A 26,658-nucleotide genomic window follows, 5' to 3' on the forward strand; every position below is an offset into this window, starting at 1 on the left:
ATTAGTGTTTTTACCCTCATATTAATATTAGGCTGACCCCGAGGTTTGGAGAAGCGAAATGGCTTATAGCGAAAAGGTAATTGATCATTACGAAAACCCTCGTAATGTTGGTGTTTTAGACAAAAACTCTGAAAATGTAGGTACAGGCATGGTGGGTGCACCTGCATGTGGCGACGTGATGCGTTTACAAATTCAAGTAAACGATAGCGGTGTAATTGAAGAAGCCCGCTTTAAAACTTATGGCTGTGGTTCTGCAATTGCGTCAAGCTCACTCGTAACTGAATGGTTAAAAGGCAAGACTCTTGATGAAGCTCAATCAATCAAGAATATTGACATCGCAACCGAGCTTGCTCTTCCACCAGTAAAAGTTCACTGCTCTGTATTAGCTGAAGATGCGATTAAAGCTGCGATTGAAGATTATCGCACTAAAAAATCAAAAGCTTAATTTGTTATTACTGTAAACGTTGGAGTTTTCATGATTCATTTAACTGAAAATGCTGCGACTCATATTAGCAATTACCTTAAAAACCGAGGTAAGGGTGAAGGCATTCGCGTGGGTGTGAAAACTTCTGGTTGTTCTGGGTTGGCTTACGTTCTTGAATTCGTTGATTCTATCGACGAACATGACGAAGTTTTCGAACAATTTGGCGTTAAGGTATTTGTAGATCCAAAAAGCCATGTGTATTTAGAAGGCTTGGAAATGGACTACGTCAAAAATGGCCTTAATGAAGGGTTCGAATTTAACAATCCCAATAAAAAAGGTGAATGTGGTTGCGGTGAGTCCTTCACTGTATAACCCTTCTCCTTCCATCTCTCATTAAAACAGTGACTTTTATAGCACTGTTTTAATGTATTTAATTAACGTGGACCTCCTTTCTAATGAATCATTTTGAGTTGTTCAATTTACCCGTAGAACTCGATATCGATTTGGCGAGCTTAAAATCTAGTTTCTTGAATTTGCAGCAGCAACATCATCCTGATAAAGCAGAAGATAAAAATCAGGCTTTGATCAAATCAAGTGAAATCAATCAAGCTTTTAAAACACTATCGCAAATAGACAGCCGCGCCGCTTATCTTTTAGCATTAAAAAAGCAAGACCATCACCTCGATCAATCTATTAGCGATTTTGAGTTCTTACAATCAGCATTAGAGCTTCGTGAACAACTTGATGAAGCAACCTCTCAAGAACACCTAAGCACTCTTAAACAAGAAGTGCTTCAGTGGATAGAAAGTCTAGTTCGCGAATTTAAAATTGATTACTCAGATGAAGACTGGGGTGAGGCTCGAGATACTGTACGTAAATTACGTTTCTTTCAGCGCGTTCTTAACGATATTGAAAAAGCAGAAGATCAAATGTTGGATGACGAAGACAACTTTGATTTAGACGACGATTTTTAATTTTGCTTTTTCCAAATTATATTCAAGGGATTTAACTCATGGCACTTTTGCAAATTGCTGAACCGGGTCAATCCAGTGCCCCACATCAACACCGCATTGCGATTGGTATCGACCTAGGAACAACACATTCTTTAGTTGCGACAGTGTTATCAGGCAAACCTAAAGTACTCAATGACGAAAAAGAAAGAAGACTACTTCCTTCTATTGTGCACTATGGAAATGATGCAACTCACTATGGTGAAGAAGCAAAGCCTTTCCTTATTGCCGACCCTAAAAATACAATTTTTTCTGTAAAACGGTTTATGGGTCGTTCAAAGGCAGATATCAAATTTCAGCATCCGTATGAATTAATGGGTTCTGAAAATGAGATGCCAGCTTTTGAAACACGTGCTGGTCGCAAAACCCCTGTTGAAATTTCTGCTGAAATTTTAAAGCAATTAAAAGATCGTGCTGAAACTAGCTTACAAAATCCAGTAAATGGTGCAGTTATTACTGTTCCTGCTTATTTCGATGAAGCTCAGCGACAAGCAACTCGTGATGCAGCACAACTTGCGGGTTTGAATGTATTACGTTTATTAAATGAGCCAACTGCTGCAGCTGTGGCTTATGGTTTAGACCAAGAAACTAATTTAGCCACAGATCATAACTATGTAATTTATGATTTAGGTGGCGGTACTTTTGACGTATCAATCTTGCGTTTCTCACAAGGTGTCTTTGAAGTATTAGCTACAGGCGGCCACACCGCATTAGGTGGTGATGACTTAGATCGCCTCATTGTTAAATGGGCTAAAAAGCAGCTAGATATTGATACTTTGAGCGATGAAGCATATGCAGTATTTATGGTTGCTGCTCGTCAAGCAAAAGAACAATTATCTACTCAAGAATCAGTTCAGTTAAAACTACTTGAAAATGTATTAACACTTGATCGTCCAACTTTTGAAAGTATTATTCAAGTTGCGTTAGATAAAACAATCAGTGTTTGTAAGCGTGTTTTGCGTGATGCAAAACTTGAATTATCAGATATTAAAAATGTTGTTTTAGTGGGTGGCTCTACCCGTTCGTATGCTGTTCAGCAAGCAGTTCGGAATGTATTTAATCAAGAACCACTTTGCACGATCAACCCTGATGAAGTAGTTGCAATTGGCGCTTCGATTACTGCCAACCAATTAATTGGAAACAGTCAAGACGGTTCATTACTTTTAGATGTAACTCCTCTTTCACTTGGTTTAGAAACCATGGGTGGATTAGTAGAGCGTCTTATTTCACGTAATACCGCTATTCCTGTTGCTCGTCGTCAAGAATTTACAACTTATCAAGATGGCCAAACAGCCATGCTTATTCATGTGGTTCAAGGTGAACGAGATTTGGTAGAACATTGTCGTTCATTAGGAAGATTTGTCCTTCATGGCATTCCCCCTATGACTGCTGGTCAAGCACGTATTGAAGTTACCTTTCAGGTAGATGCAGATGGCCTACTCACTGTTTCGGCTCGTGAAACAACTTCAGGTGTACAGGCTCAAATTGATATTAAGCCATCTTACGGTTTATCAGAATCTGATACTGAACGCTTACTAATTGAAGGCTTCCAACATGCGGAAGAAGATAAAAATCTGCGTCATTTGAAAGAAACTAAAGTAGAAGCCCAACGTGAGCTTGAAGCTTTAGAACAAGCTCTTAAGGTTGATGCTGATTTGCTTAATGATGAGCAACTTGAAGCACTTAAAACTGCTGAAAATTTGCTAAAAGTTCAACTTGAAGGCAATGATATTCAAGCAATTGAAAAAGCTGTAGAACAACTTAAAGTACATAGTGATGCTTTTGCCGCACTACGTATGAATCGACATATTGACCACGCCTTAAAAGGTACAAAACTTGAAGATTGGTCAAATTCAAACTAAAGGTATAGGTGATCAATATGCCCCGTATTAAAGTACTTCCTCATGCTCAATTTTGCCCTGAAGGCGCAGAATTTGAAGTCGAACAAAATGCAAATCTTTGTCAAAGTTTGCTCGATCGAGGAATTAAAATTGAACATGCATGTGACATGTCGTGTGCTTGTACAACTTGTCACGTAGTTGTTCGCAAGGGTTTTGACAGCCTAGAAGAAATGGATGATGTTGAAGCAGACCTTTTAGATCGGGCTTGGGGTCTTGAACCAGATTCTCGTCTCTCTTGCCAAGTGAAGATTGTTGATGAAGATTTGGAAATTGAGATTCCTAAATACACAATCAATCACGCTTCCGAAAGTCATTAAAATAAAAAAGCTGCTTTTAAAAGCAGCTTTTTTTTGCTTCCCATTTTAAGTTTTAAACTTGATCTTGTTGATCAATTTCAACAGGTTTAACTTCATCTTCTAGTCTTAATCGTGCAATGCCTTGAGTATTAATTAAAGTTTGTTGAACTTTAAGCCGTTGAATCATTTTCTCAAGTACTTCTACTAATTCAGGATATTCATAGTTTTGTACTTCTTCTAAATTAAGTACTAAATGAAAGCCCTTATACTCATAGTCGAACCATTGCTGATGATCTGACTTATTCCCTGTGTATTTCTCCATCACTTGCCAGGTCTTTACAGCACCTTGAATACCTTTTAAGTAAATTGGCGTTTTGGGAGCACAAAGAAAATCACTTTTGATTAATTGATAAGTATCATCTGAAATTAAAATTTCATCTATTTCAGCAGCATATTGTAAACGAGCCGCTAAATTCACATCTCGACCTACAATAGTATAAGCCATACGATGTGTTGCGCCATAATTTCCCACGTGGCAGTAACCAGTACTAATCCCCATACGGATATGCAAGGCTGAATAGCCCATTTTTTTCCAACGCTCACGCAGTAATTTCATTTGCTGACGCATAGCGATTGCCATTTCTACGCAGGCTTTTGCATCTTGCTCGACACCCTGAGAATTCGGATCACCAAAAAATATGAGGATGGCATCCCCCATAAATTTGTCGACTGTAGCTTCATACTGCTTGGCAATTTCAGTCATATGGCTTAAATAATCATTAAGCAAAAATGCTAAGTCATCAGGAATTAACGTTTCAGATAACTCTGTAAAGCCCTGAATATCAGAAAAAAATACAGTCATTTTTTTTCGTTTATATTCGATTTTTGCTTCCGCTTCACCGCGCATGATAGACTGCCACAACTGTAGTGGCGCATAACGGCTTAACTGATTAGCAAAAGCAATATAGCGGGTCATTTGGTCATAGTAGTGTTGACGCTGCTGACTGATCTTTTTAACCCAACGATGTTGGTAGTAATTTCCAATGGTAATAAACATAACCAAACCCAAGAGTGTAATAACAGTTAACTCTTGGCTAGTAGGTTCAAAATATGTATAAAAACCAAATAAGAAAAATGTACTTAAATAAAAAATAATCGCGCCCAACAGGCTCGTCAAACAAATGACTGCGAAAGAAATACGGCTATTAATTGCAGAATAAAATAATGCAAATACTGCAATAAATGTAGGCACCAAATTAAGATGCAGACCCGCTAAGGTCACTGCTACAACAATTGCATCAATTGCAAAAAAGACACTTTTTTGAGTTTTCTTATCAAATTGGTATTGAAGCCAGTGCTCTAACTTCGAACTAATAAAAAGTAAAAACAGAAAAAAAGGAGGAATGTAGATCTGATAATTTGTATTAGGTGAGGTAAAAGCATAGATCACTAAAATTAAGGACAGAATTGAATATCCCATCAAGCGATGAAAATATGCAAACTGCTTAGGCTCTCTATCGATAAACCTCTCTAATTGCACCCTATCCTCCACACCTCAATGTAGCCACATTCATATAAATGTGGCATTGCATCGATTTAATCCATGCGCCAATCAAAAGGCATATCACCTTGACCACGTAAAGCAAGCATAAGGGTTTGACGCATATGAGCCAGTACATCATTTGTGTATGGAACTGCAGGAGTACCCCAAACTGGCTTAGGCCATGCAACATCATTTTGATAACGCACGACATGATGGAAATGCAACTGAGGTACCATGTTACCTAGAGCTGCAACATTCATTTTATCAGCACGGAATACTCGAGCTAGCTGACTAGACAACCAACTTGATTCACGTAAAAACTGTTCTTGATCAGCTTGGCTCAATTCATATAATTCTGTGATTCCCGGCACACGAGGGATTAAAATCAGCCACGGGAATTGCATATCATTCATTAAACGACATGTTGAAAGCGGAAAATCGCCTACAAAAAAAGTATCTTGAGCAAGTTGTGGATGCAAACTAAACATATCTTTTATAAATGACAATAAACAATAATGGCTAATACTATCACATCAGTTTTGATGTGAGTATTGCTAGTGGCTGGTTTGATTACAAATAACAATGATTTTATGCACTTATTCCTCCTGCAATTGAAGAAATCGTGCATAAAATTCTGATATCAGCTTTCAAAAAATGTGTATGGGATGAAAATCACTTTGAAACACTATTTAAGCATGTAATTCATTTAATAATTTAGCTAATAAATCGTTAATAAATTGAATGCGCTTTTCCTGTTCCTCAAGCTGAACCATCACTTTTAAACGCTGACCACCTTCCATACGATAATAGGTTGGATGCTTTTGCATGAGCTGAATAATGCTAATTGCCTGAACAGGTGTATCTGGTGAAAATTCAATATTGCCACCTTGAGTATTAATATCGATCTTGGTGATGCCTAGATGTTCAGCTTTCAAGCGAATTTGATGGACACTAAACAAATGCTTAACTGACTGCGGAGGTACTCCAAAACGATCAATGAGCTCCATACGGATATTATCGAGTTTCTCTTGCGTATCTGTATTACTAATACGCTTATAGAACAATAAACGCTGATGCACATCCCCTAAATACTCATCTGGGATCAATGCTGGAATATGTAAATTAATTTCTGCAGTCAGCGATAATGGTGCATCAAAATTCGGTGTTTTCCCTTGCTGAATTGCCTTAGTGGCTTTTTCAAGCATTTCCATATACAAGCTATATCCAATTGCCTGCATTGAACCGCTTTGTTGCTCACCTAAAAGCTCACCTGCACCACGAATTTCTAAATCTTCTGTAGCTAGCATAAAGCCAGCACCCAGAGTAGAAGCACGTTGAATTGCGTCCAAACGTTTTTCTGCATCACCTTTCAAGTGTTTTATAGAAGGAACTAACAGATAAGCATAGGCTTGGTGATGTGATCGTCCCACACGCCCACGTAATTGGTGTAATTGAGCTAAACCAAGTTTGTCGGCCCTTTCTATCAAAATTGTATTAGCATTTGGAACATCAATTCCAGTTTCAATAATGGTTGAACATACCAATACATTAAATTCTTTGTGATAGAACTGCTGCATCACTTGTTCGAGCTCTCGTTCTCTCATTTGTCCATGAGCGACTGCCACACGAGCTTCAGGTACAAGAACACGGATATTTTCAGCAGCCCTTTCAATCGTATCGACTTCGTTATGTAAGAAGTATACTTGGCCGCCACGTAGTAATTCACGCAAAATCGCTTCTTTAATAGAGGCTTCCGTATGTTCTTGTACAAAGGTTTTAACCGCTAAACGACGAGCTGGCGGTGTAGCAATGATAGATAGATCACGCATTCCCGAAAAAGCCATATTTAAAGTTCGTGGAATTGGGGTTGCAGTAAGCGTTAACATATCTACATCTGCTCGTAATGCTTTGATACGCTCTTTATCACGCACACCAAATCGATGTTCTTCATCGACGACCATTAAACCCAAGTCTTTAAATTGCACATTTTCTTGTAAAAGCTTATGTGTTCCCACCACGACATCAACTTTACCCGCAATCAAATCTTCAATATTTTTTGTATGGGTTTTATTTGAACCAAAACGTGACAACACTTCTATACGCACAGGCCAATCAGCAAAGCGATCTTTAAAAGACTCATAATGTTGTTGTGCTAGTAAAGTTGTAGGCACTAAAACAGCAACTTGCTTACTGTTTTGCACAGCTACAAACGCTGCTCGCATAGCTACTTCAGTTTTACCAAAACCCACATCACCACAAACAAGTCGATCCATCGGTCTAGCTTGTTGCATATCATGAAGCGTCGCTTCAATAGCATTTGCCTGATCAAGTGTTTCTTCATAGGCAAATCCACTGGCAAATTGCATATAAAGTGATTGGTCAAGTTCAAAACCAAAACCAGGTTTTGACTGACGACGTGCTTGTATATGCAACAATTCGGCTGCAACATCATGAATTTGTTCTAAAGCTTTACGTTTAGCTTTACTCCACGCATCACTTCCAATTTTATGAAGTGGAGCTAAATCTGGGTCTCCGCCACTATAGCGACTAATAAGATGCAAATTAGTTACAGGGACATAAACTTTTGACCCTTCAGCATAATTGAGCTGCAAGAATTCATAATCTTGCCCCTCAATTGCTAAAGTCACTAATCCTGCATAACGCCCCACACCATGATCAATATGAACAACAGGAGCATCTATACTTAATTCAGTCAAACTTCGAATTAAGAACTCTTCTGAAACTTCTTGCTGACGTTTACGACGACGCTGAACTACCCGATGTTCATATAATTGATTTTCTGAAATAACAGACAATTGATCTGTTAAAAGTAAGCCACGGTCTAGCGGAGCATTTGTAATAGCAATCGCAAACTGACTCTTCTGAAATTGTTCAAAGCTGTCTACACCCGGAATATCTCCTAAACTGGCACGTAAACCATCTCTTAAACTTTCACGTCGACCGGCACTTTCTGCAACCAATAAAACAGGATGATTTGCTTCATCAATATATTTTTTAACGACGGTAAACGGTTTCTCTTTTTTCGGATCGACAGCCAACTTCGGTGGCTGCTCAACCTTAAGGTTTAATGCTCCAGCTTTTTCTTCAACCGTCTCGGTACTTACAAGCATACGCGGGAACTGGTTTAAAGCACTAAGCAAATGGTTTGGAGCAATAAATAACTCTTCAGGAGGAAGAATTGGCTGATCTACGTTATGACGTCTATCTTCATAACGACGAAAAACTTCTTTCCAAAAATTAGTTAAATCAGTATCCACATCATCATTTGTAATTACAATGCAATTCTTTGGAAAGTACGTTGTAAGTGTGCTTTGAGATTCCATTTGTGCTTTATCAAAAAACAATGGTAAATAAAATTCAATTCCTGGTGAAGCAATTCCCTCTAAAACATCTTGATAAATCGGGTTTTTCTTAGGGTTTGCTGTAGGGAAAAGTTCAGAATACCGATCTCTAAAAATTGAACGCGCTTCTTTTAATGGAAATTCTTTTGCAGGTAAAACTGTAAAACTTTTCAAAGCTGTGGTGGTTCTTTGCGTTTCTGGATCAAAGAATTTTAATGTATCAATTTCATCGTCAAACAGATCGATGCGAATAGGTGCCTCTTGTCCTGACGCAAAAATATCCATAATACTGCCACGCACAGCAAACTCACCGTGATCATAAACAGTATCTACTAAATGATAACCAGCTTGTACCAAACGTAATTTTTGTTGTTCTAAATCGAATTTTTGTCCAACATGAATATCAAAATGTTCACCCAAAACCCATGAATATGGCGCAACTCTTTGAGCTAAAGTACTTGCTGAAAGTAGCAATACCCCCTTCTGAGGCATATTAGATAAAATTGCGAGGCGTTCTGAAACAATATCTTGATGAGGTGACAAACGATCATATGGTAGGATTTCCCAATCAGGAAAAATTGTCGGTTTTATGCCATAAAACTCAAGTTCACTTTCTAATTGAGCAACATGCTGGTTATTTCTGGCAACCACAACAAGCAAAGACGAATGCTGAACAGCAATTTCTTTGAATAATAATGCAGCAGATGAACCTAATAACGACCCCACCCAACGCTTTTCACCGGCCTTGAGCTGTTGTAAATTCAATTGAGAGATTTCTTGTTGAAACATGTATATGGCTTTTATCAGCTAAGAAGATATAAGCCTAATAGTAGCATGATGTTTTTAGTGAATTGAGTTATTTTTTTGAAAATCAAACTACTAGTTAGCTCTACTTTTTATATTTTTTAATCAATCAACTATGATTATTTATCACGCAAAAACAAAACGTAATATTGATTTAATATTTGTATAATCGCTTTAAGCTCAAGTAGCTTTTCTTGCGTATTTCCCAATCTTTCTACATAGCGTTGGGTTGCGACTTCCAGATCAATCTTTTCATTAATTTGTGGGGTAATGAGGAATAATTTCTGAAGATTATCAAAATTTTGTAATTTACGGTTTGAGAAATACTCAATATGTTCTGACCATTTCTCATTAATCACTACGTCTTTAATGATAGGTCCTCGTTCAGAATCAAATTTTAATTGATTCTCTTGCAAGTAAATTTGTTCTGGCATTTCTTTTGAGCCTTGAAAAAGCTGAGTTATCTTCTTAAACATTTCATCACATCATATTAATTTTAAATTTAAGTCATGGAAGCGATCTAATTACTTCCATGACTTAAGCCTTCTAATTTAACGACTATTCATCGCCTAAATCATCAAGAAAATCGACAGTTGGTACAAAAAACAAGGTACCAGTCTGGGCAGTACTAAAGTCAAGCAATCGATCAAGATTACCCTGCTCATTGCCTAAAAACATGTTTTCAAGCATTTGTCGGGTTGTGCTAAATTTACGGGAATAGCCAATAAAGAATGTGCCATATTCATTTCTAGAAGGATTTGAAAAAGGCATATTAGCTCGCATAATTTTAAGTTCATTGCCTTCTGCATCATGAGCTTTACTTACAACATTATGAGCAGTTAAAGGCTTTTCATCATCACCGAGTTCAACATCATTGAACTTTTTACGACCAATAACTTTTTCTTGCTCTTCATCACTCAACCCACGCCATTTCTCCATGTCATGTGTATATTTTTGAATAAAAGCATAGCTTCCACCGATGAAATCAGGATCTTCATTACCTACTAACGCCCACTGCGCTGCAATAACGGGTTCCGGATTCTCAGTCCCATCAACAAAGCCAATAATTGCACGTCCGTCAAAATAGCGAAAACCATGAACCTCATCAATTGGATGCGTTACTTTACCAAGCTGTTGATTGATTATATTGCCTAGCTCATAACATAAAGCCTGACGATCGGCACGAATATGAAAAAATAAATCACCCGGAGTTGAGACAGCCGTATATTTCGGACCTCTAATTTCTTGAAAAGTTTCTAATTCTTGAGGCTTCGCTTGCTCTGGAAATAAAACATCCCATGCATTTGAACTAAAACCCAACGTAGCATTAAATTTACTTTCTGGATAACGATTAGACAGGCTTCTGGTTAATGCTGAAAAATTAGCAGCAAAATCTTTTACTTTTTCTATTACAGAATCACCTTGAGCTAGTCCCAATACAATAAATAATGCATTTTCACCAGGAGCGCTCGTTACAGGTTGAATTCTCATACATTCCATAAAATATGCCTTATTTAGGTATTTATCTTTATTAATTTAGCATATTCATATTCTTTTCATACATACTCTTATGAAATCAGATCTTTCTCAGAGTCTAAGTAAATTGTATTAAACTCCGAGACGTTATCTTAATTAATCAACGAGCATATTGTTTCTTTAAATATTTTACGATTTGAGCAGACTCAAACATCTTCACTCCAGTATTTGGATCTACCAAATAAGGGACCTGCATTTTACCTTGCATAACAGGCAATATTTTTTCTCTTTTTCCACCTTTTAAAGGTACATATTTACCCGGTTTTAAACGAAGAATAGCTGGACCCTGATCTTGCCATCTTTCTTTTGCAACATTATGCAAAATATATGGAAGCTCAAGCTCACAGAGTAAACTTCTTACAATTCGCGAATAAGGGCTTGCCTCAAAACTCCATAACTCAAGTTTTTGTTCAGGCACCACTCTATCAACAATTTTTTTATTTATCCAAACGCCCCGAGCACCATTTAATATGGTTCCAGCAAATGCTACATACGGCATGTCCGGATAATTCGAAAATTTCTGAGGTGTCTTTCCAGTCTTACCGTAGTGTTTAAATAAATGATGAATAATTTCTTGTGATTCGTATAGCTTATCACCAGTATTTTCATCAATTAAAAAAGGAAACTGTAATTTACCACCAGTCTCTTTAACAATAGATCGATATTTCAAGCCACCTTTAGGACATGGATAAATTTCAACGTCCAGATTCAAAAGTGTAATCACTTCACGAACGCGGCGGCAAAATGGCGAACCTTCAAACTCATATAGCTTCAAAGCTTTTACAGGTTGCTGAGAAAAAGCAGTGCCTGTTACACCCCTACCACCTTCAGCAATTGCAGAGATAACTGCCTGTAATACTTTAATTTGATGATTCACCATTCTGCAATCCTCTATAGAGTGTGATTAAACTAATTTTTCTTTTGAAATCACAATTCCATTATTATCAGCATAGATAAAATCACCAGATTGAATTGTGACACCACCAAAATACAAAGTGGTGCCTACTTCGCCAATGCCTTTACGATTACTTTTTTGCGGAATTGCAGCCAATGCATGTACGCCTAAATCCAAAATTGCAAGTGCATCTACATCTCGTACACAACCGTAAATCACGACACCATTCCAGTTGTTTTTAACTGCTGATTCAGTAATCATGTCCCCCATAAGCGCACAGCGCATAGATGCTCCACCATCTACCACTAATACTTTATCTGTACCCTCTGTTGCCAATAACTCTTTTACACGCGAGTTATCTTCAAAGCACTTTACTGTTACGACCTGTCCGCCAAAAGTTTTACGCGCTCCATAACTTTGAAAGAACTTTCCATCCATTGAGGGAATTACAACTTGTAAGTCTTTTTCAGGGTTATCATCTAATAAATCACATGTTACGAATGGTACTGTCGACACTTTTATTCTCCCTTATCGAGTTTTCTGTATGCTCAGATTATCATATCGTTTAAAAGCTTCAATTTGCGTTAGCGCCGCTACGACCATCGTATGAGCCAATTGCTCCGCAGTTACAGGCTTATATTTGAATGGTTTCTGTAATTTATTCTCAATAAATTTAAATAAACTTTGCCCTAAGTCTTCCATAAATCGTACGTCACTACGTTTACCAATAAGTAAAGATGGTCTAAAAATAGATAATTTTTCGAGCTCTAGACTCTCAATATAATCTTCTAGTTGTCCTTTCACTTTATTATAGAAAATTGGTGAACTGGCATTTGCACCAAGTGCGCTCACTAACAATAGATGAATATGTTTATCTTGTACCAAATCTGCTAAATGAGCATTGATTTCATAATCCACAGCGTAAAATGCCTGTTTTGAGCCTGCATTTTTTAATGTTGTTCCCAGACAGCTGAATGCATGGGTATGACCGTTCACATCTTCATCATTCAACATTAAGAAATCTTCTATGATGAGCTGATTAACTTTGTCATATGTATTAAATACTTGAGATTCTTTTCTAACGACTACGGTAATGGCTTCAAATTCTAGAGCCTGCTGGAGCTTTTCTACTAGCGCTAATCCAACCAACCCTGTTGCACCAAGCACAATCGCTTTTTTCTTACTTGCTGTCATTTTTTATCCATCCCTATTTAACTTTGTTTTAAATTTAACCTTTTCTTACCGTTTTAACACCCCCTAAAACAGCTTAAAACGTTCTCAAGGCTTGACTTCACGGTGTCTATTCATCACAATATGGCACTTGTTTACGGGCTGGTGATGGTTGCACCAGTTTACTGGATTGACCACAGCCCGCCCAGACCAACTTATTTTCAAGGAGTGCAAGAGTGGCAAACTCTGCTCAAGCTAAAAAACGTGCGCGTCAAAACGTTACTGCACGTAAACACAACGCAAGCTTGCGTTCTATGGTTCGTACATACATCAAACGTACTTTAAGTGCAATTGCTGGTGGTGATCATGCTGTTGCTACAGAAGCTTACCAAAAAGCTGTTCCTGTAATCGACCGTATGGCTGATAAAGGCATCATCCACAAAAATAAAGCTGCTCGTCATAAGAGCCGTTTAAATGCTCAAGTTAAAGCGTTAGCTAACTAATTAAAGCATGTAAAAAAAGCCCTATTGGGCTTTTTTTATTATCTATCTTTTTTGAGCTTATAGCGTTTTTCGGAATTTAGCTACATTCAACTCATAGGTCTTACCTCTCCAAATCCATTTTAATTTGCAATTTGGAAATTCTTCGCCTTCAAACCATACAAATAGGCCTTCCATCATTTCAGGCCAATCTTCTTTCTTAATTTTATTTTCACCAGAAATTACAGCAACAATTGCAGCAATAATAGTGTCATGACTGACAGCTAAACTCAGTCCGCCTTGAGTTTTAGGATGCGTATGATAAATAAGCTCTAGCACGTCTAAAACACCAGTAATAGGATGTTTCATGCCGGGTAATGCATTATTTACAAAACTATTAATAAACCCCAAAGCGCCTTGTTTTTTAAAATAAGGAGCAGCTTGTTGTATATCTAGTACAAAGCTACCCGGCTCAACCAGTAGTCCTTGTTCAATAATTTCAATCGTATGCGTATTAAATTCAGGACTTACATCATCAGCCCCTTCAATCATGAGCGCAGCCGTATCGACACAACGTTGTATTGGGCTTGAAATACAATGCTGAATAACACGATCTGTATTTCTAATTAAATAGTTACCCCATGCCTGTGCAAGCTCACGTCCTTGAGGAGTAAGTTGCAGATCATATCCAGCTAGTCCTTGTCCATCCACAAGTTCTCTTAGAGAATGGCGCGTAAATAAGGTCACGGGAGTTGAAGCATCGGGCAATAAATCAATTGCTTCAAACATACTTTTAGGCAATAAATCGAGTGCCATTGTTATCTTGTCATCTTTTTTCAATACTTTGCCACTATAACATGTCTGGCATAACTCTCAATCTATAACACCCGATTGGGCCAATGCTTCAAATGCTATTTTTTTGCTTTCCTGATCACGAAATGCGATAAAGCCCTTATTTAAAACCGTGCTTCTTTGGTTATATTCAAAAGGTTTTCCATCAAGAGTAAGTAAACCCCCACCTATACTTTCTAGTAAACCTTGACCAGAACTTGTGTCCCATTCAGAAGTTGGGTGGAATCGCGGGTAAATATCTATTTCACCTTCCAACATCATGCAAAATTTATAAGCACTCCCAGCTTCTCTTCGAATAATATTATGTTCTTTTTCGATAGGTTGAATAAATTTTTGATATTTCGGATTTTTACTGCCGTGACTAAGTCCTATTTGTATAGGTGCATTTGATACTATCGAACTAACCTGATATTGATACCATTGTTGTTGGCTAAAGCTATATTTAAAAGGTAAATCTTGCAGATATCCTAAATACACCACTTGTTCACATGGCACGGCAATAACTGAGAAAACTGTTTCTTTACCCTTAATCAGACTTAGGTTTATCGTGAACTCATCACGCTCATGAATAAACTCTTTAGTTCCATCCAGAGGATCTAACATCCAACACGTAGACCAGTCATGGCGAGCACTATAATCACTTTCTTCAGACAAAACAGGCAAGTCTGGGGTAATTTCTGCCAAGTGCTTTAATAAGAAAAGATTCACTTTTAAATCTGCTTGAGTTACAGGTGAATCGTCTTGTTTTTCATGAATAGTAAACTCATAACCCGCAGAATAATTTTGATATTCTTGTAATAGAATCTGGCTCGCTTGTTCCAAAACGGGAAGAAGCTGATTAATCAAAGTATCTTGTGGGCGTGTAGTTGTTATAAACATAAATATGCTCTACATAGTTTCATTTCTATTATAGGTGAATTATGAACAATTCAATATTCGCCAACAGTTTGATTTACTAAAAAAGTAATTTATCTTAATGATTAGATGAACGATGCTTTGTGTGCACACTATATAGTTAATATGAAAACTGATGATGTTAAAAAACCATTATTATGTACAAAAAACAATCTATAAGTTATGAAAAATAAACAACTTAAATCAGATTCATCCATTTCCTTTTCATGTATTTCTTGCTATGTTCAATCACACAATAACAAGATGGAAGAAAGTGCACATGATGCTATATGGATATCATTTCTCGACAATAGAACGTAACTGGGAAGAACTTACGCCCTTAAATGAGTTCCTACAAACATTTGCAGATGATGATGGTGATGTTTCAACAAGAGATAAAGAATCTCTTAAAGAAATTATTGCAAAATCAGATACAGCTTTAGCTTTAGCAAGAGAAATGGGTTGGGATGGTAGTTATACAGGATGTCCTTATCTATTCTGGTTACCAAACAAAAGTAGCCAGTCTTTTGAATATGGCTTTGTATTTAAACAGACATCAGACAATACAACTTTTGTTATTTCACCCATTGAGTTGAGCTATCTAGCTCAAGATTCTGAGGTGCAAACATTAAGTAAAAATATTGAATAAACAATATAGGTTATTGATTCAGAGTTGATATCAATAACCTCATCTTATTTTAGATAGATTAGTCAAACATGCTTAACTGTGGTGTCGGTTTTATAACTTTTTCTTTAGGCACATGAGAGCATTCAAACTCTTCCACTGGAAAACCTTCAATAAAGCTGGAAATATCAGGCGATTCTAAACTCAACCACTCTTCTAGTCGGTCATGTGGAATCACAATAACTGATCTTTTGACATCACCTGGTTCGTGAAAGTCTTTCATCATGGGATGATCGATGGCATCCATGGTCAACATACTTGCAGAACGAATAACGGTCTCATTGATTTTGCAAATTTCATAGATCGCTGCAATAAAAAAAGCTTGCCCATCTTTGCGGCGTACACCCCACCGCTCAGGCTTATCATTTATATATTTACTTTCATAAAACTCAGTGACTGCAATCACACCGAATTTACATTTAAGCGCAGCTTCCTGAAAACTCGGTTTTTGGAAAATCGTTTCATGACGGGCATTGTAAGTATGTTTGGCTATGTTGGTATCTTCGGCCCATTTGGGAACCAAGCCAAACATGACTTCACGCCATTCAAGACCTTGTGGTGATTTGAATAATAATGGCATTGTTCCCGCAGGATAAACCTCTTCGGCATAGCTAAAGCCAACCACAGGCAACTGAAGTTGCTGCAACTGGGCAAGAGTTAAAGGTTTAAAGTTAGCGCACATAGCAAGAATAAACTACAGTATTTTAACTCTCTTATTTTATAAGCATTTAGTCTATAAACCAAATAAAAAGGCACTTAAAAGTGCCTTTAACGTCACAACTTTACGCTTATGAAATGTGTTGAATCCCTTGAGGAATGGCTTGTAATAGACGTTTAGTGTAATCATGTTGAGGATGCGCATAAAGCTCATCCGAATTGGCAATTTCCACAACTTTACCATGATTCATGACCATAACTTGATCAGAGATATACTTCACAACAGATAAGTCATGTGAAATAAAGATATAACTGAGCCCAAATTCATCTTGTAAATCTTGTAATAAGTTAAGTACCTGCGCTTGGACTGAAACATCGAGTGCAGAAACAGATTCATCACAAATCAAAATTTCAGGCTTTAGCGTTAAACAACGTGCAATCGCAATACGTTGACGCTGTCCACCCGAAAATTCATGTGGATAACGATAGTAAGCTTGTTCGGGTAAATTGACTCGCTCAAGTAAACTAAGCGCAATTTGTTTACGTTCAGTATCATCTTTACCGATGTTATGGATTTGCATAGGCTCTAATAAAATCTGTCCAACCGTAAAGCGTGGATTAAGAGAGGCATACGGATTTTGAAAAATAATCTGGATTTTCCGTTGATATTTAGCAAACTCTTTTTCAGTTAATGAGAGAATATCTTTACCTTCAATGAAAGCCTGCCCGCCAGATGCCTGATGTAAGCGCATGAGTAATAGCCCAACAGTTGTTTTACCTGAACCAGATTCTCCGACTAAACCTAAGGTTTTTCCTTTAGCGAGTTTAAAAGAAACCCCTTTAACTGCCTGAAACTCTTCTTTGCCAAATAGGCCTTTACGGCTATAAAAGCTTTTTTTCAGATCTTTTACTTCTAAAATAATTTGCTCATCACCATTTAAACCACGTTTGCGCTCGGGAATTTCTGAAGCATCAAAATTTTGTTCGACCAAGATGTTGTCTTCTTGACGCATAAAATCGCTCGTCACTGGTAAACGATAAGGTCGTTGTGACATTTGCGGGCGGCAATAGAGCAAAGCTCTCGTATATACATCTTTAGGCTGCTCAAGAACCTGTTCAGCAGCGCCTTGCTCTCTAATCTCGCCATGACGCATTACAATGACTTTATCTGCAATTTCACCGACCAACGCTAAATCGTGGGTAATAAAAAGCATCGACATTTGACGGCGTTTACGTAATGACTCAAGTAAATCAATAATTTGCTTTTGAATCGTGACATCAAGCGCAGTGGTTGGCTCATCGGCAATCAGCAGTTTAGGTTCACATGCAATTGCCATAGCAATCATGACACGTTGCTGTTGACCGCCCGAAAGCTGATTTGGATAGGCATCAATTTTAGTTTCAGGTGAAGGAATACCTACCTCTTTAAGCAACTCTAAAACGCGTTGTCGAGCCTGTTTACGGCTCAACCCCATATGCAAACACAACACTTCTGCAATTTGGTTGCCAACCGTAAAAACAGGATTTAATGATGACATCGGCTCCTGAAAAATCATTGCAATATCTTTGCCACAAATTTTACGCATCTCTGTACGAGATAAGCTCAGTAAATCTTTGCCTTCAAATATAATTTTACTTTGCTCATCAATTTTACTCTGACCTACAGGCAGTAACCCCATAGTTGCCAAAGAAGTAACTGATTTACCGCTACCCGACTCACCGACTAAAGCAACAGTTGTATTTTCTGGAATGTCAAAGCTAATTCCTTTTACGGTTTCAATATATTGCTTATCTTCACCTTTAAAACTTACTCGTAAATTTTTAACGTGCAACAACGGTGCATTCTTATTTTCTTGTTCTAACATTTGGATCTTCCTCTTATTTTAGTTTTGGATCTAATGCATCACGGAGTGCATCAGTAAACATTGAAAATGCCGTAACCAAAACAGCCATTGCGATAGAAGCTGCGACAAGCTGCCACCACTTACCTAAAAGAAGTTCACTTTGTGCTTCATTCAACATGCTCCCCCAAGACACTACGCCTACTGGCACACCAAAACCCAAGAAACTCAAAATGACTTCAGATTTAATAAAAGAAACCACCAGAATTGACATTTGAACTAAAGCGATATGGCTGACATTAGGGAAAATATGAATGAACATACGGCGGAAATGTCCAACACCAATTGCCTTGGCAGCAAGAACATATTCACGTGCGGTATGTTTCATATATTCGGCACGAATTAAACGATAAACCCCCGTCCAGCCCGTTAAACCTAAAATCAGAACAATGGATAAAATGCCTTTTTGTTGAAGTACGGCAGCAATGGCAAGCACTAATAATAAATATGGAATTGAGGTAAAAATGTTATAAAACCAGTTGAGAATATCATCAACCCAACCGCCAAAATATCCTGAAATTGCACCTAAAAGTGTACCGATGCCTACCGCCAGTAAAGCAGATATCACCCCAACAATAATTGAAGTTTCAGCACCTTTAATGGTCTTTTTAAGGACATCTTGTCCCCATTTGTCAGCTCCAAATATAAGTGTGCTTTTGAGTTCACTTTGCTGATCAAGTAAATGCCCTCCAAGTTGCTGATCAATGGCCTTCATATCATCAGCTAAAGGGTCAACTACACCATAATAATCAATTGCACTCCCAGCACTCTTTTCTTGTTTAATTTCAGCCTTGAGTTGATGAATTACATCTTTTAAAGGATCAACTGGATTTATCGGTAACTCTTCTTCAATCGCTGCTGCATTTTGCCCTGCACCTGTTGTCTTATCTGCGCCTATAAATGTGGGCGGTGCATAACTTACTGCAACCTCTTTATTCCAGTCAGATGCAATCATGCCCATCATTGATAAAGCCAAGATAATAAAATAAAGCAATACAATCACTAGCGATGACATCGCAATCTTGTCGGCTCGAAGACGACGCATGGCAAGTTTCCACAGGCCAGATGAATGAGCTTCGGCTTTTGTTTGTTGTTTTCTTTTTGATAAAACGCTCAGCATAGCCCACCTACTTCAACTGTACACGTGGATCAACCACTTTGTAGACCAAATCGGCAATAAGGTTAAAAATCATGGTTGCAGCTGCGATATAAACTGTAATTGCCTTAATAACAGGAAAATCACTCCGCTCAACTGCAATAATCACCTCTCGACCAATCCCGGGAATACCAAAAAAGCGTTCAATTAAAAATGCGCCGATGAGTAATGCAGGTAAGGTTGACATCACATCGGTAATAATAGGAATTGAAGCGTTCCGCAGTACATGTACACCTAAAATCCGGCTTTCACCTACACCTTTAGCACGTGCTGTTCGAACATAGTCCTGATTAATTTCATCAAGCACAAAACTACGATATAAACGTAAAGTCGGTGCAATACTCACCACCAGCATGATTAAAATCGGGAGTAAGGCAAATTTAAATAAATTCTCGGAAAAAGTGTCACTCCAACCTTGTACAGGAAACCAACTTAGCTGATAAGCCAGAACATATTGAAAGACAATGATGTAAACTAAAATACTGATCGACATCGCAATAGTACATAACATCATGACCATACGATCAGTTAAAGAACCACGTACCGCTGCAACAGCTAAGGCCAAAATAATTGAAATAACGGTCTGTAAAATAGTGAGTGGAATTAAAAGCGTGAGCGATGGCCCTAATCGAGTTAAAATAATTTGGGAAACAGGTTCGCCAGTACTCCAACTTGCACCATAGTCAAAAGTCAGTATTTGTTTAATGAAAATCCAGAGCTGCACGTAATACGGCTGATCAACACCTAGCTGTTTACGAATGTTTTCAATCTGCTCAGGATTAGACATCTTGCCCGCTAAAATATAAGCAGGATCGCCACCAACCCAGTTAAAAAGAATAAAAATAAGTAAGACTACCCCCAACATGGTTGGAATCATCTGCCATAAACGCCGAATAACATATGCCAGCATAGTGATAATTCCTTATTTAACCCGTTGTCCGGTAATCTCATTAAAGAACGCTTTGTTATCAGGTTCACGGCCAAGAAAATCTTTAACCAATTGAGCAGCTGGTTTTTGGCTACCTTGCGATAAAATCGTTTGACGGTAACGCTGCCCAACTTGTGGGTTATTAAGGTTGTTACCATAAGCCGAAAGCATGTCTAAAGCTAAAACCTCAGACCACATATAACCGTAATAACCTGCTTGATAACCGCCCATCAAATGTCCAAACTGCCCAGGAAACTCTGTTGTTGGTACATAACCTAAAGCTGTAGCAGCTTCCATTTTTTGCCAATTTTCTAAAGGTTTTACTTTTAAAGCATCCGCAGTATGCAATGACATATCGTACTGTGCATAAAGAGTTTGACGCGCATAACGCAAGCCACGTCCATAGTTATGTACTGCTTTTAAACGGGCAATTAGTTCGTCATCAACACGTGGACATGCTGGATCACAATAATCAGCTACTTTAGATAAAGTCTCTTTACGGCGTGCCCACTCTTCATACATTTGAGATGGTGCTTCTACAAAATCACGCTCTACGGATGTTCCTGACTGACTGGCATAACGTGTATTTGATAAAATGCCATGTAAAGCATGACCAAATTCATGAACAAAAGTTTCTAGCTCATCGCTATTTAACCCTTTCCGGTTAAAGTTAGTGACCAATGCTGAAATAGGTAAGCGGTTGGTTAACGTACTTCCACCGTATACTCCCCAAACGGCAGCATGGCCATATTTCCCTTCACGAGGGAATTTATCCATATATAAGCCACCCAAAAGTTTTCCTGTCTTCTTATCAACTACATCGTAATATTCAACTTCATCCTGCCATGCTTTAACTTTGACAGGTTTAAAATCAATCCCGTAAAGGTCAGATGAAATAGCAAACAACCACTTTTGAGCAGCTAAAGTTGGGAAATAATCACGAAGTTTTTCCTGATCAATTTGATATCTATTCTTACGAAGTTTTTCGCTCCAGTAAGCTTCACTCCAACGCGTGATCTCGGTTTTTTCTAATGGTGTTTTTAGTGTTTGTGCTTTAAATGCACGCAGTTCTTCTACTTCTTTACGTTCAAGAGGCGCTACTGTTTTTTGTACTTCTGCTAAAAATTGATTTACAGCCTCAGGCGTTTTAGCCATACGATCTTTTAAAACCCAATCTGCATAACTTGGTTTTCCAAATAACTGCGCAAGTTCATAACGCAAATCAATTGCTTGTTTGAGTAGTTTTAAATTTTGCTCAGTACCACGTCGAGTAAAGGCAATTTGATATCTTTTTCGGGCATCATCATTATCTGCCAACTCCATAAAAGGACGATATTCAGGATATTCAAAACCTAATACATAGTTGCCTTTAGCATTTTTCTTTAATGCTGAAATATAACTTTGAGGCAGGCCCTTCATCTCTTCAGGAGTAAACTCAAGTTTCTCGGGATTATCGCGGACATTACGCGCATATTCTTGCTCAAGTTTAGTCAGCTCATCCAGAATAGCCTTCATTCGTGCACGTTTTACCGGTTCAAGTTGCACGCCTGTGTCTTCAAACTGATCTAGAATATCTTGGCGGTATTTTTGGTCAATTGGGTCTGTTGCTTGTGTATTTTTAATTAGGTTATATAGCTTCGGGTTCTGAAATATATCAGTGTGAAACTGATTAATTTTGATTTCACAGTCTTCTGCTGCCTTACGTAACTTTGCATCTGGGTCTACATTACTATATAGACTTATCGGACCTGAAAAATCCTCAAAATGTGCAAAAATTTTATCCCATTTTGCCAATATAGGAGCCGCTGCTGCATTATCCTTAACAGGTATTTTTTCAAAAATTGTAATCTGTTGCTGAATCTTTTTTAAATTAGCATCACACCATGCTGGAAGTTGTTGTGCTTTAAGTAATGGCAAAGTTGGACGTGTTGTTTCTGCTGAAACGGTCTGATTTATACCTATTGCCAACATACATAAAGTAGTCATTTTTAGTGTTTTATTTTTCATCATGTCTCCAAACTCTTCATTTAATGATTAGATTTAGTATGTGTATCAATATCAATGTACATCCACTCAGCATGTAAAATTGGATGCTTCTTATATCCAATGATTTGTGGTTGGGCCAACATATTTCGGTAGCGTGCATAAGACATTTGTACAGGCATATAAACTTCTAGCAAGCGTGTCATTTTTCGATAAAGTGCATCTCTTTCAGAACCTGCTTGCATTTTTTGCGTCTGACGATACAACTGGTCAAACTCTGGAATCGAACCACAAGACCAGTTCGTCATATGTGTATTTGGACCATAAAAATTCTGCATGAAATTATCACCATCTGGATAATCTGCTATCCATGCTGAAGCCCCGAACATACCTTCACACTGTTTTTGCGCTCGAATGAGGTCTGCAAAAAGCATTGGTTTAAAGACCATGCGAATATTTAAACTATCAAAGTTCTTTTTCCAAAGTTCAGCACTTTGCTGCCCGATACTGTCACTGCGCGCCATATACTCAATAACGAGAGGTTTTCCGTCTGGTTGCGTACGCCAACCTGAGGCATCTTTTTTATAGTGATATCGATCTAATAGTAAATTAGCTGCTTTCACCGAATATGGAGTACTCGTTCTATACTGAGGTTCATATCCCACTACTCCAGGTGGAACTGGAAAATGTAAACGCTGAGCATCATCATTTCTGACTAATTTAATTTCTTGATCTAATGAGCGAGACATTGCAATTGCACGGCGTAATGCAATTTTTTCTTTACTCATTCCACCAACAACTGGGTTTTTAAGATTCCAATAAATATAGCTAATTTCAGGGTCAACAATACGTGATAGTTGCACACCTTCTTTGGCAAGCTCAGGTCTTAATTTACCGTCTTTAATCGCCTTCGCAACCAATTGCCCTTCTAGCTGAAATATATCAATTTCACCTCGCTGAAATGCCAGCCATCGCGATTGGTTTTCTTCCATAACCTGAATATCAATAGTGCCTATTTGCGGCATTTTTTTACCTTTAAGGCGTTTTACGATTGCCTGATCTTCAGGGCTACTGGCAGTAAAATTCCAAGTAAAACCACGAAAATCAGGATTCGCTTTTAAAACAATGCGTGAAGCAGGTACCCACTTACTCAGTACATAAGGCCCTGTTCCCACAGGATGGCCCATTACATAACCTGCTTTATCTTTATATTTTTCGATGACTTCACGCGCCACAGCTCCTGTCGGGTCATGCGCAAGTAACAAAGGAAAGTTATAGTCAGGCTGAACTAAACGAATAACTAAGGTATATCTATCTGGTGTTTGTAAACCACTTACGTTTTGGTCATAGTTAAATTTTCCGGTTTTATTAGCTGCTTTTATTAATGTATCCATACCTTCAATTTTGTTCTCTAACAACCAGCTATTTGGAGAACGTAAATTCGGGTCCAATAACCGCTTAAAAGAGTACGCATAATCGTTGGCTGTTAATTCTCTCGGCTTCCCTTTAAAGACTGGATCTGGCGTAAAGTAAATACCCTTTTTTATATGAATGGTATAAGTCAGGCCATCCTTACTAACTTCTGGTAGGGCTGTTGCTATCTGCGGAATGAGTTTTGCAGGCCTTGCTAAATAGTCATAGGTATACAAAGTTTCAAATATCGAAGTGGTTACATGAGCCGAATATAAATCATGGATATAAGCTGGGTCGAAGCCAGTTTCAGCTGTCGGGAATACATAACGTAAAACTTTATTCGGATCGGCTGGACTTTTTGCAAATATAGTCGTAGATCCAGTTAATGCCATACTGGCAAATAACAAACCGACACTACAATGCTTGAGCTGTTTTATTAAATTTTCAGTCATATTTATCTTTATCTAAAATTATTTTTTAACAGGGGTAATATCAAGATATTGCCAGTTTGTATTCATCATTGGGTGGGGTTTAAAACCCTGAACTTGTGGTTGTATCAACCAGTTACGAATTCGTGTTATATGAATAATCCATGGATTATCAGCTTCAATCTGGCGATTAAGCTTTTCATAATATGGTAAACGTTGTTCTGGTGGTAAATGAATGGCCTGACTATAAAGAGCATCATATGTTTTAGACTGATAACAAGCATGGTTCCCCTGTCCCGCATTTGGGCCATAAAGTAATTGAGCAAAATTATCTCCTTCAGGATAATCCGCAATCCATGCGCCGCTCCAGATCATATATTTACATTGCGTTGCAGCTTTTAAGTTATCTGCAAAATTACTTACTTTAAAATCAACACGAATACCAATTGCATCCAGATTTTTTTTCCAGAGTTCTGAATGAATAACCGAAGCTGAGCTATTTTCTGTATTAATTTTTAAAACCAAAGGGTTTCCGTTTGGCAAGTTTCTGTAGCCATCTCCCCCCTTTTTATAACCATAATAATCAAGTAGTTTATTTGCCAATAGCGGATTGTATCCTACGCTACTTCTGTACTTCGGGTTATAGCCATTTACACCTTCAGGTATAAACATTTCAGACCTAACAGCTTGACCTTTATAGGCCTGTCTTATACTTTCTTTTTGATCATATGCCAACGTAATTGCTCTACGAAGAGCGATCTTTTCTGGACTAAAACCACCGATCACTGGATCACGCATATTCATCATCGTATAAGTAATTTCGGGATCTTTATTAGGGAAATGCTTAATTCCTCTTTTTTGAAAGGAATCCTTAAGTTGATTTCCATCTAAAGCTTGAGGAACTGCATTCGCAGTTAGTTTGTCAAAGTCCAGTTGGCCAGATTGAAAAGCTAACCATCGTGACTGATCCTCTTCAATAATGCTGACCACAACCTTGCCAATTTGTGGCATTTTCTTACCGCTCATTTCTCTAACAAGCTGGTTATCCCACGGTGTTCCTGTTGACTTAAAATTCCAGACAAAGCCTCGATAATCAGGATTGGCAACCAGTTCGACCTTACTTCGTGGTAAATATTTACTTAACATGTAAGGTCCAGTGCCGACCGGATGCATGCCAATACGGTCACCGTAATAATCAACAACCTCTTTAGCAACGCCACCAAATGTAATATAGGCAAGAATATAAGGAAAATTAAAGTCTTGCCGAGTTAATGTGAATTGTAATGTATATCGGTCAAGTGTTTTGACTCCTGCAATAGGTGCAGCGTAATCAAATTTTCCAGTTTTTTTTGCTTTCGCTACAACCGCATCAGCACCTAATAATTTACCATCAATAAAAGAAACAGAAGGTGCTCGGTTTTTAGGATCTAAAATCCGCTTAATTGCATAAACATAATCTTCTGCCACAAGTTCACGGCGTTTACCTTTAAAAGCAAGGTCATTAGTGAAATAAATACCAGGCTTAAGTTTAAATGTATAAACTTTACCGTCTTGTCCAACCTTAGGTAGGCTTTCAGCCGTATAAGGCACTAACTGTACGGGACGTGCCAGATAATCATATTTAAGTAAAGGTTCGAAAATAGCTTCTGCAATGCTGCCACTATAAAAATTGGTGGTTTTAACCATGTCAAAACCATCATCGGGTGCCTCATAAGCAACATGTAATATTTTGTTTGGTTGTGCAGGCGTTTGGGCGAAAGCACAAGAAACTGATGTAATAGCCAGACTTAAAATGGCGAGCTTAAAAATTTTTAATTTCAAGTTCCTACCTACTTAATTAATATTTTAAAGATATTATCCTTTTGAGTAACATCTAAATCCGCATAAGAAAAGTTCTTTCTCAACAGACTACTTTCTTCTTTGTAAATTATTAGCCTTTTTATTCAATCTTTTATTTGATCGAATGGAAAATATCATAATAAAATTAGAAAGCTGTAACTATCTAATATAAAGCGAATTTCATGCCATATTTTATGATCAAGAATAATCCCTATAAAAATATTTAAAATTTACATTTTAATTAGGCACTTAAAACTTGTGGAACTATATAAATAAAAGTAAGTTTTTGCCAAATATTATATTTATATAGCTTATCCATCATCAGCTCATATTGCACAATTAAAAGTCATAAATGTTTCATTCTAGTTCAGAAAAAATTTATATCACAAATAAAAAAACAAGAATGTAATAATTTGATTTATATTAAATATATGTGACAAAGAAGAAATGTTACATTATATAATTACATTTTAAATAGTTCTAAAAAGATACAAAAGTCAAA

The 26,658-nt window shown here is 37.6% G+C and carries 24 protein-coding genes; 7 read left to right on the plus strand and 17 right to left on the minus strand.

The window, feature by feature from the left end; genetic code table 11:
- The first annotated feature begins 58 nt into the window (after positions 1-58).
- The 5 genes from iscU to fdx all read left to right on the plus strand — a co-directional run bounded on the left by iscU (position 59) and on the right by fdx (position 3,652).
- The gene (gene iscU / locus MMY79_RS10575) at positions 59-445 is read left to right on the plus strand and encodes a Fe-S cluster assembly scaffold IscU (RefSeq protein ID WP_252608307.1); all 387 of its coding nucleotides are present in this window, start codon (positions 59-61) and stop codon (positions 443-445) included.
- A 30-nt stretch (positions 446-475) separates the two neighbouring features.
- A complete protein-coding gene (gene iscA / locus MMY79_RS10580) occupies positions 476-796 on the plus strand; it encodes an iron-sulfur cluster assembly protein IscA (RefSeq protein WP_238611192.1) in 321 nt (106 codons plus the stop codon).
- 83 nt (positions 797-879) lie between these two features.
- Positions 880-1,398, plus strand: a complete 519-nt coding sequence (gene hscB / locus MMY79_RS10585) for a Fe-S protein assembly co-chaperone HscB (protein WP_252608308.1) — start codon at positions 880-882, stop codon at positions 1,396-1,398.
- 38 nt (positions 1,399-1,436) lie between these two features.
- Positions 1,437-3,296, plus strand: a complete 1,860-nt coding sequence (hscA, locus tag MMY79_RS10590) for a Fe-S protein assembly chaperone HscA (protein ID WP_252608310.1) — start codon at positions 1,437-1,439, stop codon at positions 3,294-3,296.
- Between the two features lie 17 nt (positions 3,297-3,313).
- Positions 3,314-3,652, plus strand: a complete 339-nt coding sequence (fdx, locus tag MMY79_RS10595; RefSeq protein ID WP_004792653.1) for an ISC system 2Fe-2S type ferredoxin — start codon at positions 3,314-3,316, stop codon at positions 3,650-3,652.
- 52 nt (positions 3,653-3,704) lie between these two features.
- Here the strand turns inward: fdx and MMY79_RS10600 are convergent, their stop codons facing one another.
- From MMY79_RS10600 to MMY79_RS10635, 8 genes are all read right to left on the minus strand, one after another.
- Positions 3,705-5,171, minus strand: coding sequence for an adenylate/guanylate cyclase domain-containing protein (locus MMY79_RS10600; protein ID WP_016138265.1), 1,467 nt, complete (start codon positions 5,169-5,171; stop codon positions 3,705-3,707).
- Between the two features lie 56 nt (positions 5,172-5,227).
- The gene (locus MMY79_RS10605) at positions 5,228-5,662 is read right to left on the minus strand and encodes an HIT domain-containing protein (protein ID WP_004792657.1); all 435 of its coding nucleotides are present in this window, start codon (positions 5,660-5,662) and stop codon (positions 5,228-5,230) included.
- Positions 5,663-5,863: 201 nt separating this feature from the next.
- Positions 5,864-9,325, minus strand: coding sequence for a transcription-repair coupling factor (gene mfd, locus MMY79_RS10610; protein WP_252608312.1), 3,462 nt, complete (start codon positions 9,323-9,325; stop codon positions 5,864-5,866).
- A gap of 134 nt (positions 9,326-9,459) precedes the next feature.
- On the minus strand, positions 9,460-9,816 hold the full coding sequence (locus MMY79_RS10615) for a hypothetical protein (protein WP_252608314.1): 357 nt from the start codon (positions 9,814-9,816) through the stop codon (positions 9,460-9,462).
- An 82-nt stretch (positions 9,817-9,898) separates the two neighbouring features.
- Positions 9,899-10,831 carry a Dyp-type peroxidase gene (locus tag MMY79_RS10620; RefSeq protein ID WP_252608316.1) on the minus strand — a complete coding sequence of 311 codons (933 nt, stop codon included), beginning with the start codon at positions 10,829-10,831 and terminating at the stop codon, positions 9,899-9,901.
- 145 nt (positions 10,832-10,976) lie between these two features.
- Positions 10,977-11,756: a glutathione S-transferase N-terminal domain-containing protein gene (locus MMY79_RS10625; protein ID WP_252608318.1), complete on the minus strand. Its 780-nt coding sequence runs from the start codon at positions 11,754-11,756 to the stop codon at positions 10,977-10,979.
- Positions 11,757-11,780: 24 nt separating this feature from the next.
- Positions 11,781-12,287, minus strand: a complete 507-nt coding sequence (gene rraA, locus MMY79_RS10630; RefSeq protein WP_252608320.1) for a ribonuclease E activity regulator RraA — start codon at positions 12,285-12,287, stop codon at positions 11,781-11,783.
- Positions 12,288-12,299: 12 nt separating this feature from the next.
- Positions 12,300-12,965 carry a nucleoside-diphosphate sugar epimerase gene (locus MMY79_RS10635; protein WP_252608322.1) on the minus strand — a complete coding sequence of 222 codons (666 nt, stop codon included), beginning with the start codon at positions 12,963-12,965 and terminating at the stop codon, positions 12,300-12,302.
- 212 nt (positions 12,966-13,177) lie between these two features.
- Here MMY79_RS10635 and rpsT point away from each other — a divergent pair, with 212 nt between their 5' ends.
- Positions 13,178-13,444 (plus strand): 30S ribosomal protein S20, encoded by a 267-nt coding sequence (gene rpsT, locus MMY79_RS10640; RefSeq protein WP_003651535.1) that lies wholly within the window; start codon positions 13,178-13,180, stop codon positions 13,442-13,444.
- Between the two features lie 57 nt (positions 13,445-13,501).
- Here the strand turns inward: rpsT and MMY79_RS10645 are convergent, their stop codons facing one another.
- Both MMY79_RS10645 and MMY79_RS10650 read right to left on the minus strand, forming a co-directional pair.
- Positions 13,502-14,236, minus strand: coding sequence for a histidine phosphatase family protein (locus MMY79_RS10645; protein ID WP_252608324.1), 735 nt, complete (start codon positions 14,234-14,236; stop codon positions 13,502-13,504).
- 57 nt (positions 14,237-14,293) lie between these two features.
- Positions 14,294-15,151: a 3'(2'),5'-bisphosphate nucleotidase CysQ gene (locus MMY79_RS10650; protein ID WP_252608326.1), complete on the minus strand. Its 858-nt coding sequence runs from the start codon at positions 15,149-15,151 to the stop codon at positions 14,294-14,296.
- A gap of 295 nt (positions 15,152-15,446) precedes the next feature.
- Between MMY79_RS10650 and MMY79_RS10655 the strand changes: the two genes are divergently transcribed.
- Positions 15,447-15,815, plus strand: coding sequence for a hypothetical protein (locus MMY79_RS10655; RefSeq protein ID WP_004792677.1), 369 nt, complete (start codon positions 15,447-15,449; stop codon positions 15,813-15,815).
- Positions 15,816-15,873: 58 nt separating this feature from the next.
- On the opposite strand, the gene MMY79_RS10660 is transcribed toward MMY79_RS10655, so the two are convergent.
- The 7 genes from MMY79_RS10660 to MMY79_RS10690 all read right to left on the minus strand — a co-directional run bounded on the left by MMY79_RS10660 (position 15,874) and on the right by MMY79_RS10690 (position 26,138).
- Positions 15,874-16,533, minus strand: a complete 660-nt coding sequence (locus tag MMY79_RS10660; RefSeq protein ID WP_252608327.1) for an SOS response-associated peptidase family protein — start codon at positions 16,531-16,533, stop codon at positions 15,874-15,876.
- Positions 16,534-16,639: 106 nt separating this feature from the next.
- Positions 16,640-18,373, minus strand: coding sequence for an ABC transporter ATP-binding protein (locus MMY79_RS10665; protein WP_252608328.1), 1,734 nt, complete (start codon positions 18,371-18,373; stop codon positions 16,640-16,642).
- Between the two features lie 13 nt (positions 18,374-18,386).
- Complete coding sequence (locus MMY79_RS10670) at positions 18,387-19,529, minus strand: ABC transporter permease (RefSeq protein WP_252608329.1); 1,143 nt, start codon at positions 19,527-19,529, stop codon at positions 18,387-18,389.
- 7 nt (positions 19,530-19,536) lie between these two features.
- On the minus strand, positions 19,537-20,475 hold the full coding sequence (locus MMY79_RS10675; protein ID WP_016138279.1) for an ABC transporter permease: 939 nt from the start codon (positions 20,473-20,475) through the stop codon (positions 19,537-19,539).
- Between the two features lie 12 nt (positions 20,476-20,487).
- The gene (locus tag MMY79_RS10680) at positions 20,488-22,500 is read right to left on the minus strand and encodes a M3 family metallopeptidase (protein WP_252613512.1); all 2,013 of its coding nucleotides are present in this window, start codon (positions 22,498-22,500) and stop codon (positions 20,488-20,490) included.
- Positions 22,501-22,520: 20 nt separating this feature from the next.
- Positions 22,521-24,341: an ABC transporter substrate-binding protein gene (locus MMY79_RS10685; protein ID WP_252608330.1), complete on the minus strand. Its 1,821-nt coding sequence runs from the start codon at positions 24,339-24,341 to the stop codon at positions 22,521-22,523.
- 18 nt (positions 24,342-24,359) lie between these two features.
- The gene (locus tag MMY79_RS10690) at positions 24,360-26,138 is read right to left on the minus strand and encodes an ABC transporter substrate-binding protein (protein ID WP_252608331.1); all 1,779 of its coding nucleotides are present in this window, start codon (positions 26,136-26,138) and stop codon (positions 24,360-24,362) included.
- Positions 26,139-26,658 lie beyond the last annotated feature (520 nt).

Origin of the sequence: Acinetobacter sp. XS-4 (assembly GCF_023920705.1) — a bacterium.
Taxonomy (GTDB): Bacteria; Pseudomonadota; Gammaproteobacteria; order Pseudomonadales; family Moraxellaceae; genus Acinetobacter.